This is a genomic window from Alloyangia pacifica, assembly GCF_020524285.1.
GTDB lineage: Bacteria > Pseudomonadota > Alphaproteobacteria > Rhodobacterales > Rhodobacteraceae > Salipiger > Salipiger pacificus_B.
In genome coordinates this window covers 57,376-72,097 of sequence record NZ_JAIVKX010000020.1, presented here as the reverse complement: position 1 = coordinate 72,097, position 14,722 = coordinate 57,376, and the positions used below count along the sequence as shown (strand labels likewise).

General features: G+C 67.5%; 13 protein-coding genes. 12 read left to right on the top strand and 1 reads right to left on the bottom strand.

Translation table 11 applies throughout. The features are described 5' to 3' along the window. Positions 1-25: 25 nt before the first annotated feature. Complete coding sequence (locus tag LC039_RS23310; protein WP_226628708.1) at positions 26-1,054, bottom strand: LacI family DNA-binding transcriptional regulator; 1,029 nt, start codon at positions 1,052-1,054, stop codon at positions 26-28. A 348-nt stretch (positions 1,055-1,402) separates the two neighbouring features. Here LC039_RS23310 and LC039_RS23305 point away from each other — a divergent pair, with 348 nt between their 5' ends. The 12 genes from LC039_RS23305 to iolD all read left to right on the top strand — a co-directional run bounded on the left by LC039_RS23305 (position 1,403) and on the right by iolD (position 14,662). Then, complete coding sequence (locus LC039_RS23305; protein WP_226628706.1) at positions 1,403-2,371, top strand: substrate-binding domain-containing protein; 969 nt, start codon at positions 1,403-1,405, stop codon at positions 2,369-2,371. Between the two features lie 114 nt (positions 2,372-2,485). Continuing rightward, positions 2,486-3,535 (top strand): ABC transporter permease, encoded by a 1,050-nt coding sequence (locus tag LC039_RS23300; protein WP_226628700.1) that lies wholly within the window; start codon positions 2,486-2,488, stop codon positions 3,533-3,535. 3 nt (positions 3,536-3,538) lie between these two features. Beyond that, the gene (locus LC039_RS23295) at positions 3,539-4,354 is read left to right on the top strand and encodes an ATP-binding cassette domain-containing protein (RefSeq protein WP_226628699.1); all 816 of its coding nucleotides are present in this window, start codon (positions 3,539-3,541) and stop codon (positions 4,352-4,354) included. 112 nt (positions 4,355-4,466) lie between these two features. Next, on the top strand, positions 4,467-5,471 hold the full coding sequence (locus LC039_RS23290) for a Gfo/Idh/MocA family oxidoreductase (RefSeq protein ID WP_226628697.1): 1,005 nt from the start codon (positions 4,467-4,469) through the stop codon (positions 5,469-5,471). After that, positions 5,468-6,427: a sugar phosphate isomerase/epimerase family protein gene (locus LC039_RS23285; protein ID WP_226628695.1), complete on the top strand. Its 960-nt coding sequence runs from the start codon at positions 5,468-5,470 to the stop codon at positions 6,425-6,427. The genes LC039_RS23290 and LC039_RS23285 overlap by 4 nt, the downstream gene beginning before the upstream one ends. Before the next feature lie 61 nt (positions 6,428-6,488). Further along, positions 6,489-7,523, top strand: a complete 1,035-nt coding sequence (locus tag LC039_RS23280) for a Gfo/Idh/MocA family protein (protein WP_226628694.1) — start codon at positions 6,489-6,491, stop codon at positions 7,521-7,523. Positions 7,524-7,598: 75 nt separating this feature from the next. Next, complete coding sequence (locus LC039_RS23275; RefSeq protein WP_092420021.1) at positions 7,599-8,498, top strand: sugar phosphate isomerase/epimerase family protein; 900 nt, start codon at positions 7,599-7,601, stop codon at positions 8,496-8,498. 11 nt (positions 8,499-8,509) lie between these two features. Continuing rightward, entirely contained in the window at positions 8,510-9,517 is a 1,008-nt protein-coding gene (locus LC039_RS23270) for a Gfo/Idh/MocA family oxidoreductase (protein WP_226628692.1), read from the top strand. 26 nt (positions 9,518-9,543) lie between these two features. Beyond that, complete coding sequence (locus LC039_RS23265) at positions 9,544-10,485, top strand: sugar phosphate isomerase/epimerase family protein (RefSeq protein ID WP_226628690.1); 942 nt, start codon at positions 9,544-9,546, stop codon at positions 10,483-10,485. Positions 10,486-10,497: 12 nt separating this feature from the next. Next, the gene (locus LC039_RS23260; protein WP_226628689.1) at positions 10,498-10,785 is read left to right on the top strand and encodes a putative quinol monooxygenase; all 288 of its coding nucleotides are present in this window, start codon (positions 10,498-10,500) and stop codon (positions 10,783-10,785) included. 23 nt (positions 10,786-10,808) lie between these two features. Continuing rightward, on the top strand, positions 10,809-12,722 hold the full coding sequence (locus LC039_RS23255) for a bifunctional 5-dehydro-2-deoxygluconokinase/5-dehydro-2-deoxyphosphogluconate aldolase (RefSeq protein ID WP_226628685.1): 1,914 nt from the start codon (positions 10,809-10,811) through the stop codon (positions 12,720-12,722). Between the two features lie 113 nt (positions 12,723-12,835). Continuing rightward, entirely contained in the window at positions 12,836-14,662 is a 1,827-nt protein-coding gene (gene iolD, locus LC039_RS23250; RefSeq protein WP_226628683.1) for a 3D-(3,5/4)-trihydroxycyclohexane-1,2-dione acylhydrolase (decyclizing), read from the top strand. The last annotated feature ends 60 nt before the right edge of the window (positions 14,663-14,722 follow it).

Below are 14,722 nucleotides of genomic sequence, written 5' to 3'. Positions count from 1 at the left end.
TGAAGCCGAGACCCGGTCGCGGCGGTCAGACGTTTTCGGAGGTGTGGATGTCGAAGTCGATATTGACCCTCTGCGCCCCCGCATCGGGGCCCATCCGTTTCGCCTTCACCATCGTTTCGATGATCTCGCGCGCGAAGGTCTGCAGCGGATAGGAGAGCGTCATGGTGATCGTCCCGTCGATCAGGGCCGCCTTCGTCGCGTCGAAGAGTTCGTAGGCGACGCAGACGAAATCCTTGTTCGGCTTGCGCTCGCGCAGCGCTGCCAGCGCGCCCGTGATGCCGCCACCGGAGACGAAGAGCCCGCACATGTCGGGATGTTCCTGGAACAGTTTCTCGGTCATTTCCCGGGCGACGGCGGCGGACTCGAAGGTCGGCAGCGGTTCCAGCAGCACGAAGTCGGCATTGTGCTCGCGGAAGTAGGACCGAAAGCCGCTCTCGTTGATCTCCTGGTTGCGGTAGCGGTGGTTGCCCAGCAGGATGCCGATCTTGCCCGGGGTGCGGCAGCACTTGTGGAAGGCCCAGCCCGCCATCCGGCCCTTCTTCCAGTTGTCATGTCCGACATATCCGACGTTGCCGCGGGCCGAGAGCGGGCCGATCAGCGCCGAGACCGGCACGCCGTTTTCCATCACTGCGGTGATCGCGTCGGAGACCATCGGATGCTCCGCGGTGACCACGGCAAGCGATTCCGAGGCCTGTCCGAGGGCGGTGATTCTGTTCGCCACGTGGTCCGGAGAGAGGTCGTCGAGATACTCCAGTTCCAATGAGATGTTTGCGCCAGCATATGTGCTGGCGGCGTGGATCAGGGCGTTGCCGAGGCCGCGGTAGAAGACCCGGTGACCCTGCTGCAGGAGGATCGCGAGCCGGTGCGTCTCGCGCCCCTGGAGGACCGAGTTCTCGATGGTTCCGAGGCCGTAAAACCCAATGTTTTCAGCGGCATTCAGCACGATCTCGCGCGTCGACTGTCGCACGGATTCCGCGCCGCTGATCACCCGGTTCACGGTGGCCACGGAGACCCCCGCTTCCCTTGCCAGATCCTTGATTGTGGGACGTGACATGACCTGCTCCATTTGTCTCATTTTATCTCATCAGGTACTTTTGGTGAGACAGATTGATACGAAATGCATCTCTTTCGATTGGTACGATTGATCTGATTTATGTCAATCGGCAATGTTCAGGGGTCAGCGGCGAGGAGGCCCTGGCAGATGCGGCGGAGGAGCCGTGTCACATGGAGGAGTTTTTCAGGTTTTCCGCGGCGTGCTGCCGCGACGCAAGCGCGATGGCCGAGGGGCTTTTGCGCACCAGCCGATTTGTCCGCCGGGACACCGCAAGAGGAGCGCGGGACCGGAGCAACGGACGTTGACTGCCGCCACATGGCGGTGACGTACCTTAGGGAGGAAATACGCATGCAACTGACCAAGACCCTGAAAGCGACGGTCTGCGCCGCTGTGCTCGCCGGCATCGCCATTCCGGCCTCCGCAGCGAACATCGCGGTGATCGCCGGTTCGATCGAGGACGGGTTCTTCAACCTGATCAAGAAGGGCGTCGACGACGCGACGCTCATGGTCGAGGCAAACGGCGGATCGGTGAACTACCTCCGCACGCCCAACTACGACAACTTCGGCCCGGACCTCGTGAACCTGATCAACCAGGCCGTGGCGCAGGGCGTCGAGGGCATCGCGATCCCGGTCTGGGTCCCCGAGGCGCAGGTTCCCGCGCTGCAGTCCGCCGCCGAGAAGGGCATCAAGATCATGATGTACAACTCGGGCCAGGACGTGAAGGAGGACGTTCAGGGCATCAACTACTTCGGCTCCGACGAGTTCGTCGCGGGCAAGGCCGGCGGTGCCTACATGGCCGAGCAGGGCGCCAAGAAGATCCTGTGCCACATCCACACCCCGGGCGCGGTGAACCATGAAAGCCGCTGCGCCGGCGTGAAGGAAGGCGGCGAGGAAGGCGGCTCGGAAGTGCTCATCCTGCGCACCCCGGCCAACCTCGACGGCGACATCACCGGCACCGCGGAATCCATCAAGTCCGAGCTGGTCGCCGACCAGTCGATCGACGCGGTGATCTCGCTGGCCGCTTGGTCCGCCGATGCCTCGACCAACGCGGTCGGCCAGATCGGCGCGCAGGACCGGGTGATGGTCGGCTCCTTCGATCTCAGCGAGTCCGCGCTCGACCGGATCAAGGCCGGCACCCAGAAGATGGCGATCGACCAGCAGCCCTACCTGCAGGGCTTCCTCGCCACCTCGATGCTCGCCGCCCACATCGACTTCGGCACCGAGCTGGCCACCGACCCGGTGCTGACCGGCCCGGCCATCGTCGACAGCACCAACATCGACACCGCCCTCGCCGGCGTGTCGAAGGGCGCCCGCTAAGTCACTGCGACCTCGGTCCCGGGCCAGAAGGTCCGGGACGTCCCGCCCGGCGCTCGCGCACCCCGAGGGTGCCCGCGCGGAGACTGCACCCTTGCCAGAGAGAACCGTATGACCATGGAAACCACATCACAGACATCGAAACCCGCGCGGCCCGCCGCCACGCCGTCTTTTTCCATCGGCGCCCTGTTCCGCCGCCCCGAGGTCGGAGCCTTCATGGGGATGGTTCTGGTCTTCGTCTTCTTCGCGTACTTCGGGTTTGACCGGAACTTCCTGTCGCCCTTCGGCACCTCGTCCTGGGTCAACATGGCCTCGACCATCGGCATCATCGCCATCCCCATCGGCTTTCTGATGATCGCCGGCGAGCTCGACATCTCGATCGGCGCCATGGTGCCGGCGGCCAAGATGTCGATGGCCATCGCCTGCGGCTACTACGGGCTGCCCTTTGTCGTCGGGCTGCTGATCACCTTCGGCATCGCCTTCGTGGTCGGCTGGATCAACGGCATGCTGGTGACCCGCACCAATGTGCCCTCGCTGATCGTCACCCTCGCGACGCTCTTCGCGGTCTCCGGCCTGACGCTGTTCCTGTCGCTGCTGCTGACCGACACCACGAGCCAGGCGCTGACCTCGCCGCCGGTGGCGAAGTTCATCTTCGGCGACTACCACTTCTGGGGCTTCCAGTCCTCTGTCTTCTGGTGGATCGCCATTGCCGCCGTGCTCTACTACGTGCTGCACATGTCGCCCTGGGGCAACTGGATCCTCGCGCTCGGCGGCGACAAGGAAAGCGCCCGCAACGCCGGCATCCCGATCGACAAGCTGAAGATCTCGCTGTTCATCCTGACCGCCATGGCCGCTGCCCTCTCGGGTGTCTGCGAGACGGTCCTGTCGAACTCGGCCACCACCACCACCAACTTCGCGCTGATCTTCAACTGCATCATCGCGGTGGTTGTCGGCGGGGTGCTGCTGACCGGCGGCTTCGGCACCGTGGCGGGCGTCTTCTTCGGCACCGCGACCCTGGCCATCGTCCAGCAGGGCATCGGCTACACGCCCTTCGACCGCAACCTCAGCTCGCTGATCATCGGTGTCATGCTGCTCATCGCGGTCCTAATGAACGACACCTTCCGCAACATGGCGACCTCGATGTCGACCTCGAAAAAGGGGAAGTGAGTGATGACCGCACCCGTTCTTGAAATGCGCAATGTCGACAAGAGCTTCGGCCCGATCGACGTCCTTCACGAAATCAACCTCAAGGTCCATGCAGGGGAGGTGCTCTGCCTCCTCGGCGACAACGGCGCGGGCAAGTCCACCCTGATCCGCACCCTCTCGGGCGTGCACAAGCCCACCCGCGGCGAGATGCTGATGGATGGCGAGGCGGTGAACTTCTCCAACCCCAAGCAGGCGCAGCAGATGGGCATCGCCACGGTGCACCAGTTCGGCGGCACCTACCCGCTGATGTCCGTCGGCCGGAACTTCTTCGTCGGGGCGGAGCCGACCAAGGGCTGGGGGCCGTTCAAGGTCTTCGACCGCCAGAAGGCCAATGCCATCGCCGTGGATGCCGTGCAGAAGTTCGGCATCACCCGGATCACCGACGGCGACCGGCTGGTCGGCGGCCTGTCCGGCGGCGAACGCCAGTCGCTGGCCATCGCCCGGGCGGTGCACTTCGGTGCCCGCGTGCTGATCCTCGACGAGCCGACCGCCGCGCTGGGGGTCAAGCAGGCCGCCCACGTGCTGCGCATCGTCAACGAAGCCAAGCGGCGCGGCCTCGCGGTGATCTTCATCACCCACCAGGTGATGCACGCCATGGCGGTGGGCGACCACTTCGCGGTGCTGATCCGCGGCGCCATCGCGGCGGACTTCCGCAAGGGTGACAAGTCGCGCGAGGAGATCGCCGACCTGATGGCCGGCGGCGAGTCCATGGCCGACCTGGAAGCGTCGATCGAAGGCTACATGGAGACTCACGAGGGGCATCCTCCACCCGCCCACTGAGCCTCCAGGGGATGCGGGAGCTCCCGTACCGCATCCCCCCTGGTGACCCGGCCCCCGTGTCAGCCGGGTCACCCCCCAGAATTCCCATCCCTGAACCCCGTGGATTGAGAAAATGACCACCCGAATTGCCATCATCGGAGCCGGCCTCATGGGCGCCGACCACGCCAGGATCGTCGCCGAGGAACTGCCCGGCGCCGCGCTGCAGGTGGTCTGCGACATGGACGCCGCGCGGGCACGTCAGGTGGCGGACCTTCTGGGCGCGCAGGACGTGGCCAGCGATCCCGAGGGGGTCATCGCCCGATCCGACGTGGACGCGGTGATCATCGCCAGCCCCGACTTCACCCACGCGCCGCTCTCGCTGGCCTGCATCCGCGCAGGCAAGAAGGTGCTCTGCGAAAAACCGCTCTCGCAGTCCTCCGAAGAGTGCATCGCGGTGATGGAGGCCGAGCAGGCCGCCGGCGCGCGCTTCGTGCAGCTCGGCTTCATGCGGCGCTTCGATCCCTCCTACGTCGAGATGACCACGGCGCTGGCCGCCGGCACGCTCGGCCGCCCGCTGATGATGCACAACTTCCACCGCAACCTCGAAACCCCCGCCGCCGAGTTCACCGGCGCCATGGCGATCACCAATTCCGCGCCGCACGAGTTCGACGTGGTGCGCCACGTGCTCGGCACCGAGTACACCGCGATCTCGGCCTTCCAGCCGACCCGCTCGGATGCGCTGGTGGCCCCGGTGGTCATGGTTCTGGAAACCGAGGGCGGCCAGCTGGTGACCATCGAGATCAACAACAACGCCGCCTATGGCTACGACGTGCGCGCCGAGCTTGTCGGCGAGGCCGCGAGCATCTCGATGAACCACGTGGCCTACACGCGGCTCGACCGCGCGCAGACCCAGTCCACCATCTTCGAGGCCGACTGGCGCGGGCGCTACTTCGACGCCTACCGCCAGCAGAACCGCGCCTTCCTGCGCTTCGTGCAGGGCGGGGCCTTCCCCGAGCAGGGCGCCTCGGCCTGGGACGGATACGCCGCGGCCGTGGTCGCCGAGGCGGGCGTCACCGCGCTGGCGTCGGGCGTGAAGAGCCCCGTGGCGATGATCGACCGTCCGGAGGTCTACGCATGAAACTGGGTTTCGTCTCCGACAGCCTCGGCGGCATGGGCTTTACCGCGATGCTCGACCACGCGCAGCGCATGGGCGTCTCGGGCATCGAGGTGACCACCGGCGGCTGGTCCACCGCGCCGCATCTCGACCTGGCCGATCTGCTGGCCAGCGCCGACAAGCGCCGCGCCTACCTCAAGGAATTCGAGGCGCGCGGGCTGGAGATCATCAGCCTCAACGCCAACGGCAACCCGCTGCACCCGACCGACCCGGCGCAGGGCGACTGCCTGAAAAACACCCTGCGGCTCGCCGGCGAGCTGGGGCTGGAGACCGTCTGCACCATGTCCGGCCTGCCCGAGGGCTGCGCCGGCGACCGGATGCCCAATTGGGTGGTCTCGTCCTGGCCGCCCGAAACGCAGGAGATCCTGCGCTATCAGTGGGAAGAGCGGCTGCTGCCGTTCTGGACCGAGGTCGCCGAGCTGGCAAACGAGACTGGCGTCAGCCGCATCGCGCTCGAGCTGCATGGCAACCAATGCGTGCACAACGCGCCCTCGCTGCTGAAGCTGCGCGGCGAGATCGGCCCTCTGATCGGCGCCAACCTCGACCCGTCGCATCTGATCTGGATGGGCGCGGATCCGCATGTGGCCGCCGAGACGCTTGGCGCGGCGATCTACCACGTGCACGCCAAGGACACCTTCCTGAATGCGCCGGTGCAGGCCGTGTCGGGCCTGCTGGAAACCGGCTCGCTGATGGACATCCCGGCGCGCAGCTGGAGCTACATCACGCTCGGCTTCGGCCACGGCGAGGAATGGTGGCGGCAGTTCTGCTACCGCCTGAAGATGGCCGGCTACGACGGCTGGCTGTCGATCGAACATGAGGACGTTCTGCTGAACAGCCTGGAAGGGCTGGAGAAATCCGTCGAGCTGCTGCAGCGGGTCATGCCCCGCGCGGTCTCGGATTTCAAACCGCAGGACATCTGAGGAACGACCCGCGCGCCGCAGGAGGAGACGCCGGCGCGCAAGACTGAGGAGGAGAGGTCACATGACCCTGAGGATCGGAGTTGTCGGCTACGGCACCGGCGGGCGTCACTTTCACGCACCGTTCATCGACGCGGCGGAGGGCTGCGCGCTCGCGGGCATCGTGGCGCGGGCGCCGGGCACCGTTGCCGCCGCCAACGCGGATTGGCCCGGCCTGCCGGTCTACCCGAGCCTCGCCGCGATGATCGAGGCCGGGGTCTGCGACGCGGTGACCATCTCGACGCCGCCGCACACCCGCCGCGAGCTGGTGCTGGAGGCCATCGAGGCCGGGCTGCACGTGGTGGCCGACAAGCCCTTCGCCCCCAGCGCCGAGGCCGCGCTGGAACTGGACGCTGCGGCGCAGGCAAAGGGCGTCACGCTCGGCGTCTACCAGAACCGGCGCTACGATGCGGACATGCAGACGCTGGCCAAGGTGTTGCGCGACGAGACCCTCGGCCCGCTCTGGCGCGTTCATTCGCGGATGGATTTCGACGATCCGGCGACGCTCGAGGCCGGCCCCACCGGCGGGCTGCTGCGCGATCTCGGCAGCCATCTGGTGGACCAGATGATCTGGCTGCTCGGCCCGGTCACGGAGGTCGACGCGCAGATGGATTACCTCGATCTGCCCGAGGGGCCGACCGACGCGGGCTTCACCATCACGCTGCGCCACGAGACCGGCACGCATTCCCACATCAACGCCAGCAAGTGCAACTTCCTCAACCTGCGCGAGCTGCGGGCGCTTGGCGGCGCGGGCAGCTTCGTGTCGCAGAGCACCGACGTGCAGGCGCAGGAGATCTTTGCCGGCAAGCGCCCGGCGGCGGACCCCGAAAGCTGGGGCTTCGAGCCCGAGAGCAACTGGGGCGTGCTGCGCACCTCCGAAGGGCACCGCCAGGTGCCCTCGGAACAGGGCCGCTACCACGACTACTACGAAGCCTTCGCGGCGGCGGTGCGGGAGGGCTCCGCCCCCCCGGTCACCGCCCGGCAAGGCGCCCGCACCCTCGCCGTGCTCGACGCGGCACGGGAAAGCGCCACCAGCGGGCGCTCCGTCTCACTCACCTAGTCACCACACGCGCCCGGTCAGGGATCAACGGAGGACCGGTGCGACACAGGACAGACATCCAGGAAAGGCCAAGCCGTGAAAATCGCACTCGACCCCTTCATGCACCGCCATCTGAGCCTCGAGGAGCTGCCGTCCAAGGTGGCAGAGCTGGGTTACGACTGGATCGAACTCAGCCCCCGCGGGGACTTTCTCGAATGGTTCAAGGCGCCGCGCGTCTTCCCCGACCGCATCAAGACCTTCAAGAAGGCGCTGTCCGACGCCAACGTCGGCATCGCCACGCTGCTGCCGATGTACCGCTGGGCCAGCAACGACGAGGACGAGCGCAAGGCAGCGGTCAAGCACTGGAAGCGCGCCATCGAGATCGCCGTCGAGCTGGGCGTCGACACGATGAACAGCGAATTCGGCCGCGGCCCGCACCCGGACAAGGGCAGCTGCTACTGTTGCCACACCGGCTCGATGATCGAGGCCTGCGAGGACGCCTGGTGGCGGTCGATGGAAGAGCTGGTGCCGGTCTTCGAGCGCGAGGGCATCAACCTGCACATCGAGCCGCACCCCGAGGATTGGGTCGAGACGCTGCAGCCCTCGGTCGATCTCATCCGCACGGTCAACAGCCCGCGGGTCAAGTTCCTATACTGCTGCCCGCACACCTTCTACTTCGGCGACGACACCGTGGCGATGCTGCGCGAATGCGCCGACGTGCTGGCGCATGTGCATATCGCCGACACCTTCAACCACAAGGCCAGCTCGGGCCTGCGCTACATCCTCAACCCGCCGGGCACCCAGGCGCGGGTGCACCAGCACCTGAACATCGGCCAGGGCGAGGTGCCGTGGGACGATTTCTACCGGACGCTGGCCGAGATCGGCTTCGACGGGATCATGACCGCCTGCGTCTTCGCCTGGGAGGACAAGGCCGACGAGTCCGGCAAGTTCATGCGCGCCGAGATGCAGCGCCTCATCGACAAACATTTCAAGTGAGGGCCGGGAGAATGACGCTCAAGGTCGGAGTTATCGGGACGGGGATGATCGGACAGGACCACATCCGCCGTCTGACCAAGGTGCTGTCGGGTGTCGAGGTCGCCGCGGTGGCGGACATCGCCCGCGATCGCGCCGAAGCCGCCGCGCCCGAAGGGGCCGAGGTCTTCGACACGCCCGAGGCGCTGATTGCCTCGGACACCGTCGAGGCCGTGGTCATCTGTTCGTGGGGACCTGCCCATGAGGAGCAGCTTCTCGCCTGCATCGAGGCCGGCAAGCCGGTGTTCTGCGAAAAGCCCATGGTTACCTCGGAAGAGGCGGCGCTCAGGGTGATGGCGGCCGAGACCGCCTTTGGCCGCCGTCTCGTGCAGGTCGGCTTCATGCGCCGCTTCGACGCCGACTACCGCCGGCTCAAGGCGGTGATCGACGGCGGCACGCTGGGCACGCCGCTGATCTACAAGTCGATCCACCGCAACGCCTCGGTGCCCGAGGGGCTCTACACCTCTGAGATGCCGCTCAACGACACGCTGGTGCACGACGCGGACATCTCGCGCTGGTTGCTGAGCGACGAGGTCACCGGGGTGGAAGTGCGGCTGCCGCGCCGCTCGACCCGCGGCGGTGAGCTGCGCGACCCGCACATCGTGCTGCTGCACTGCGCCTCGGGGGCCATCGTCGACGTCGAGATCTCGGTGAACATCGGCTACGGCTACGACATCCGCGGCGAAGTGAGCTGCGAGATGGGTGTCGCCGCCTTGCCGAACCGCCCGGCGACGGTGGTGTCGGATCAATACGGCATCCGCCAGACCATTCCCGAGGATTGGCGCGAGCGCTTCATCGAGGCCTACGACCAGGAGTTCCGCGAGTGGATCGTCGCCGCGGGGCAGGGCACCGCCACCGGCCCCTCTGCCTGGGACGGCTATGCCGCCACGCTGGTCGCCGATGCCGCGCTGCGCGCCGTGGAAAGCGGCGCCCACGAGAAAATCACCATGATCGACAAGCCGGCGCTCTACGCCGCGGCCTGAGCAGCTCTTCGGGAGGAGAGAAAAGAATGAAACTGTCCATCTGCACCGACGTGATGGGGGAGCTGTCCTTCACCGACATGCTCGACAAATGCGTCGACCTGGGCGTCGAGGGCATCGAGATGACCGGCGGCGGCTGGTCGCCCGCGCCGCATTTCCGCGCCGAGACGTTGCTTGCCGACAAGGGCGAGCTGAAGAAGCGCCTGAAGGAGATCGAGGCCCGCGGCCTGCAGATCGCCGCGCTCAACTGCTCGGCCAACCCGCTCGATCCGGGCGAGATGGGCACGCGCCACCGCAAGGAGATGGAGGACACCATCCGCCTCGCCGGGGAGATCGGGGTCAAGAAGATCGTCACCATGTCCGGCCTGCCCGGGGCGGCGCCCGGCGACATGGTGCCGAACTGGCTGGTCTACACCAAGTCCTGGCCCGCCGAGATGCCCGAGCGCGACCGCTACCAGTGGGAGGACCGGGCCTTCCCGCTCTGGCACGACCTCGTCGCGCATGCGAAATCCTGCGGCGTCGAGAAATACGCGCTCGAGAACTTCTCGGCGATGCTGGTGTGGAACCCCGAGACGCTGTTCCGGCTGCGCAGCGAGGTCGGCGATATGGTCGGCATGAACCTCGATCCCAGCCACCTGTTCTGGAAGGGCGCCTGCCCGATCGCGGTGGCGCGGGCACTCGGCCCTGCGATCCACCACGTGCACGGCAAGGACACCCGCATCGAGCGCGGGCTGGCGGACATCAACGGCTACCTCGAACTCAAGGAGGTGACCGACGTGGCCAACCGCGCGTGGAACTACGTCGCGGTGGGCGCGGGCCACGACCTGCAATGGTGGAAGGAGTTCTTCTCGGTCGTCGGCATGATGGGCTACGACGGCTGGGTGAGCCTCGAGATGGAGGATTTCACCATGTCCACCGAGGCCGGCATCCGCTCCTCGATCGACGCGCTCCAGGCGACGATCATCCGCTGAGAGGGGGCGCAGGTGTACAAGTTCATCATCACCATCGACTGCCAGCCGGGCACGCGGGACAAGATCCTGGCGCAGGCGCCCGAGGCGCAGGCGGCGACCCGCGCCGAGCCCGGCTGCGTTGCCTATGACTTCTACACCTGCACCGACAACCCCGACCGGCTGGTCTTTGTCGAAAGCTGGAAGGACGAGGCTGCCCACGCCTCCCACATGCGCCAGGCGCACACGCAGCGCTTCATCGCCCACCACGAACAATTCCACGACCGGCTGACGTTCGAGACGATCAACGTCGCCAGCACCTAACCCGCAAGACCGGAGACAGCGAGATGAGCAAGACCTTGGACGTGATCACCATCGGGCGCGCGGGCGTGGATTTCTACGGCGCGCAGATCGGCGGACGGCTGGAGGACATGGGCAGCTTCGAGAAATACATCGGCGGCTCGCCCACGAACATCGCCTGCGGCACCGCGCGGCTCGGGATGAAATCGGCATTGATCTCGCGCGTCGGCGACGAGCACATGGGCCGCTTCATCCTCGAGCAGCTCGCCCGCGAAGGCGTGGAGACGAAGGGCGTGGCCACCGACCCCGAGCGGCTGACCGCGCTGGTCATCCTCGGTATCCGCGACCAGGAACAGTTCCCGCTGATCTTCTACCGCGAGAACTGCGCCGATATGGCGCTCTGCGAGGACGACATCGACGAGGCCTTCATCGCCTCGGCCCGGGCCGTGGTGCCCACCGGCACACACCTGAGCCACGAGAACACCCGGGCCGCGGTGCTCAAGGCGCTGGAGCTGGCGAAGAAGCACGGCGCCCAGACCGCGCTCGACATCGACTACCGCCCGAACCTCTGGGGGGTGCTCGGCCACGGCGACGGCGAGAGCCGCTTTGCCGAGAGCGCCGAGGTCACCGCGCAGCTGCAATCGACGCTGCACCTCTTCGACCTGATCGTCGGCACCGAGGAGGAGTTCCACATCGCCGGCGGCTCGACCGACACGCTCGAGGCGCTGCGCAACGTGCGCAAGGTCTCGGACGCGACTCTGGTCTGCAAGCGCGGACCGATGGGGGCGACGGCCTTCGAGGGCGCGATCCCGGACAGCCTCGACGGCGGCCAGACCGGGCCGGGCTTCCCGATCGAGGTGTTCAACGTGCTGGGCGCCGGCGACGGGTTCATGTCGGGTCTGCTGAAGGGCTGGCTCGATGGCGAGGACTGGCCCACCACGCTGAAATACGCCAACGCCTGCGGCGCCTTCGCCGTCTCGCGCCACGGCTGCACCCCGGCCTACCCGAGCTGGGAGGAGCTGCAGTATTTCTTCGAGCGCGGCATCAAGCGAAAGGACCTGCGCAACGACGCGGCGCTCGAGCAGGTGCATTGGGCGACGAACCGCAAGGGCGACTGGTCGACCATGCGCGTCTTCGCCTTCGACCACCGCAGCCAGATGGAAGAGATGACCGGCGCGACACCCGAGAAGATCGGCGCCTTCAAGCAGCTCTGCCTGCGCGCCGCGCATGAGGTCGCGGACGGGAAGGGCGGCTACGGCATCCTCTGCGACGGGCGGCTCGGGCGTGACGCGCTTTACGAGGCCGAGGGCACGGGGCTGTGGATCGGGCGCCCGGTGGAATGGCCGGGCTCGCGGCCGCTGATGCTCGAGCCCGACCTTGGGCCGGACTATGGCGGGTTGACCGAATGGCCGCGCGATCAGGTGGTGAAATGCCTGTGCTTCTGCCACCCCGACGACGACGCCGAGACATGGGCGGCGCAGGAAGAGACCGTGCTGCGGCTCTTCACCGCCGCGCGGCGCAACGGGCTGGAGTTCCTGCTGGAGGTGATCCCCTCGAAGGTCGCGCCGGTGACCGACGAGACCACGGCGCAGGTGATCCGCCGCTTCTACGCCCTCGGCGTCTGCCCCGACTGGTGGAAGCTCGAGCCGTTCAAGACCGAGGCGGCCTGGGCCCAGGCGGTGGCGGCGATCGAGGAGAACGACCCGCGCACCCGCGGCATCGTGGTGCTGGGTCTCGACGCCCCGGAACAGGAACTGGCCGAGAGCTTCGCGCTGGCCGCGCGCCAGCAGCTGGTGAAGGGCTTCGCCGTCGGCCGGACGATCTTCGGCGATGCGGCGCGGGCCTGGATGGGCGGCGCGGTCAGCGACGGCGAGGCAATTGAGCAGATGGCGGCGCGCTACGCCAAGCTCTGCGAGGTCTGGGACGCGGCGCGCGCCGGTGCCCGGCTGAACGCAGCATGAAGGATGGCGGGAATGGAGGGGGCGCTGCCCCCGTCCGCGCCGGGGCGCGAACACCCCCGGGATATTTTGATCTAGACGAAGGGGCCGCTGGCGGCCGCATGGGAGGAACGACGATGGGCACGATTCGGCTGACCGCCGCGCAGGCGATGATGAAATGGCTCTCCGTGCAGATGACCGAGGAGGGCGACCGCTTCATCGAAGGGGTCTGGGCAATCTTCGGCCATGGCAACGTCGCGGGGATCGGCGAGGCGCTGCACGGCATCGGCGACGCGCTGCCTACGTGGCGCGGGCAGAACGAGCAGACCATGGCCCATGCCGCCATCGCCTATGCCAAGACCAAGCGGCGGCGGCGGGCGCAGGCGGTGACCTCCTCGATCGGCCCGGGCTCGACCAACATGGTGACGGCGGCGGCGCTTGCGCATGTGAACCGGCTGCCGCTGCTGCTGATCTGCGGCGATGTCTTCGCCAACCGCCGGCCCGACCCGGTGCTGCAGCAGATCGAGGATTTCGACGACGGCACGGTTTCGGCCAACGACTGCTTCCGCCCCGTGTCGCGCTACTTCGACCGCATCACCCGGCCCGAGCACCTGCTGACCTGCCTGCCGCGGGCGCTGCGGGTTATGACCGACCCGGCGAACTGCGGCCCGGTCACGCTGGCCTTCTGTCAGGACGTGCAGGCCGAGGCCTACGACTACCCCGAGGCCTTCTTCGAGCCAAAGGTCTGGCGCATCCGTCGGCCCGAGCCGGATCCGGTCGAACTGGAGGCGGCGCTGGAGATGATCAAGGCGGCGCAGCGCCCGCTGATCGTCTCGGGCGGGGGTACGCTCTACTCGGGTGCCGAGGGCGTGCTGGCCGAGTTCGCCACGCGCCACGGCATCCCGGTGGTGGAGACCCAGGCGGGCAAGGGCGGGCTCTCGTGGGAGCACGCGCTGAACTTCGGCTCACCGGGCGTCACCGGCTCTGCCTGCGCCAACGAACTCGCCGCCGAGGCGGATCTGATCATCGGCGTCGGCACCCGGTTCCAGGATTTCACCACCGGATCGTGGACGGTCTTCGGCGCCGAGGGGCGCAAGCTGCTGTCGATCAACCTCGCCGGCTACGACGCGCAGAAGCACAACGCCGCGCCGGTGGTGGGCGATGCCAAGGTGGTGCTCGAGAAGCTGGGCGCCGGGCTGGGAGCGCAGAGCTTCGGCTGGCACGATGCCGCGTCGCGGACGGGCTGGCACGACGCCGTGGCGCAGGTCACTGCCGCGCCGAACGCGGCGGGGCTGCCGACCGATGCGCAGGTGATCGGCGCGGTGCAGCGGGTCTCGACCAGGGACACCGTGGTGATGTGCGCCGCGGGCACCATGCCGGGCGCGCTGCAGGTGCTCTGGCAGGCGGCCGAGGGCGGCTATCACATGGAATACGGCTATTCCTGCATGGGCTACGAGGTCGCCGGTGCCATGGGCATCAAGCTCGCCGCGCCCCAGAAGGAGGTGATCTGCTTCGTCGGGGACGGCTCTTACATGATGGCCAACTCGGAGCTGGCGACGGCGGTGATACGGCGCGTGCCCTTCACCATCGTGCTCACCGACAACCGCGGCTACGGCTGCATCAACCGGCTGCAGATCGAATGCGGCGGGGCCGAGTTCAACAACATGTACAAGGACAGCAACGTCGAGGTGCAGCCCGAGATCGACTTCGTTGCCCATGCCGCCTCGATGGGCGCGCATGCGGAGAAGGCCGCGGACATAGCCGAGCTCGAGGCGAAGATCGCCGAGGCGCGGAGCCGCGACATTCCTTCGGTGATCGTCATCGATACCGACGCGGTGCCGGGCACCGGCGCCGGCGGGCACTGGTGGGACGTCGCCGTGCCGCAGGTCGGCGGGCCCGAGCGGCTCGAGCAGGCGCGCGAGAAATACGAGGCGCACAAGGCCACGCAGTTCGTGCTGAACTGAGGGCGCGGGGCGGAGCGGCGGTCGCGCCGCGCCGCCCCGAAGCAGGGCACCGGGAGAGCG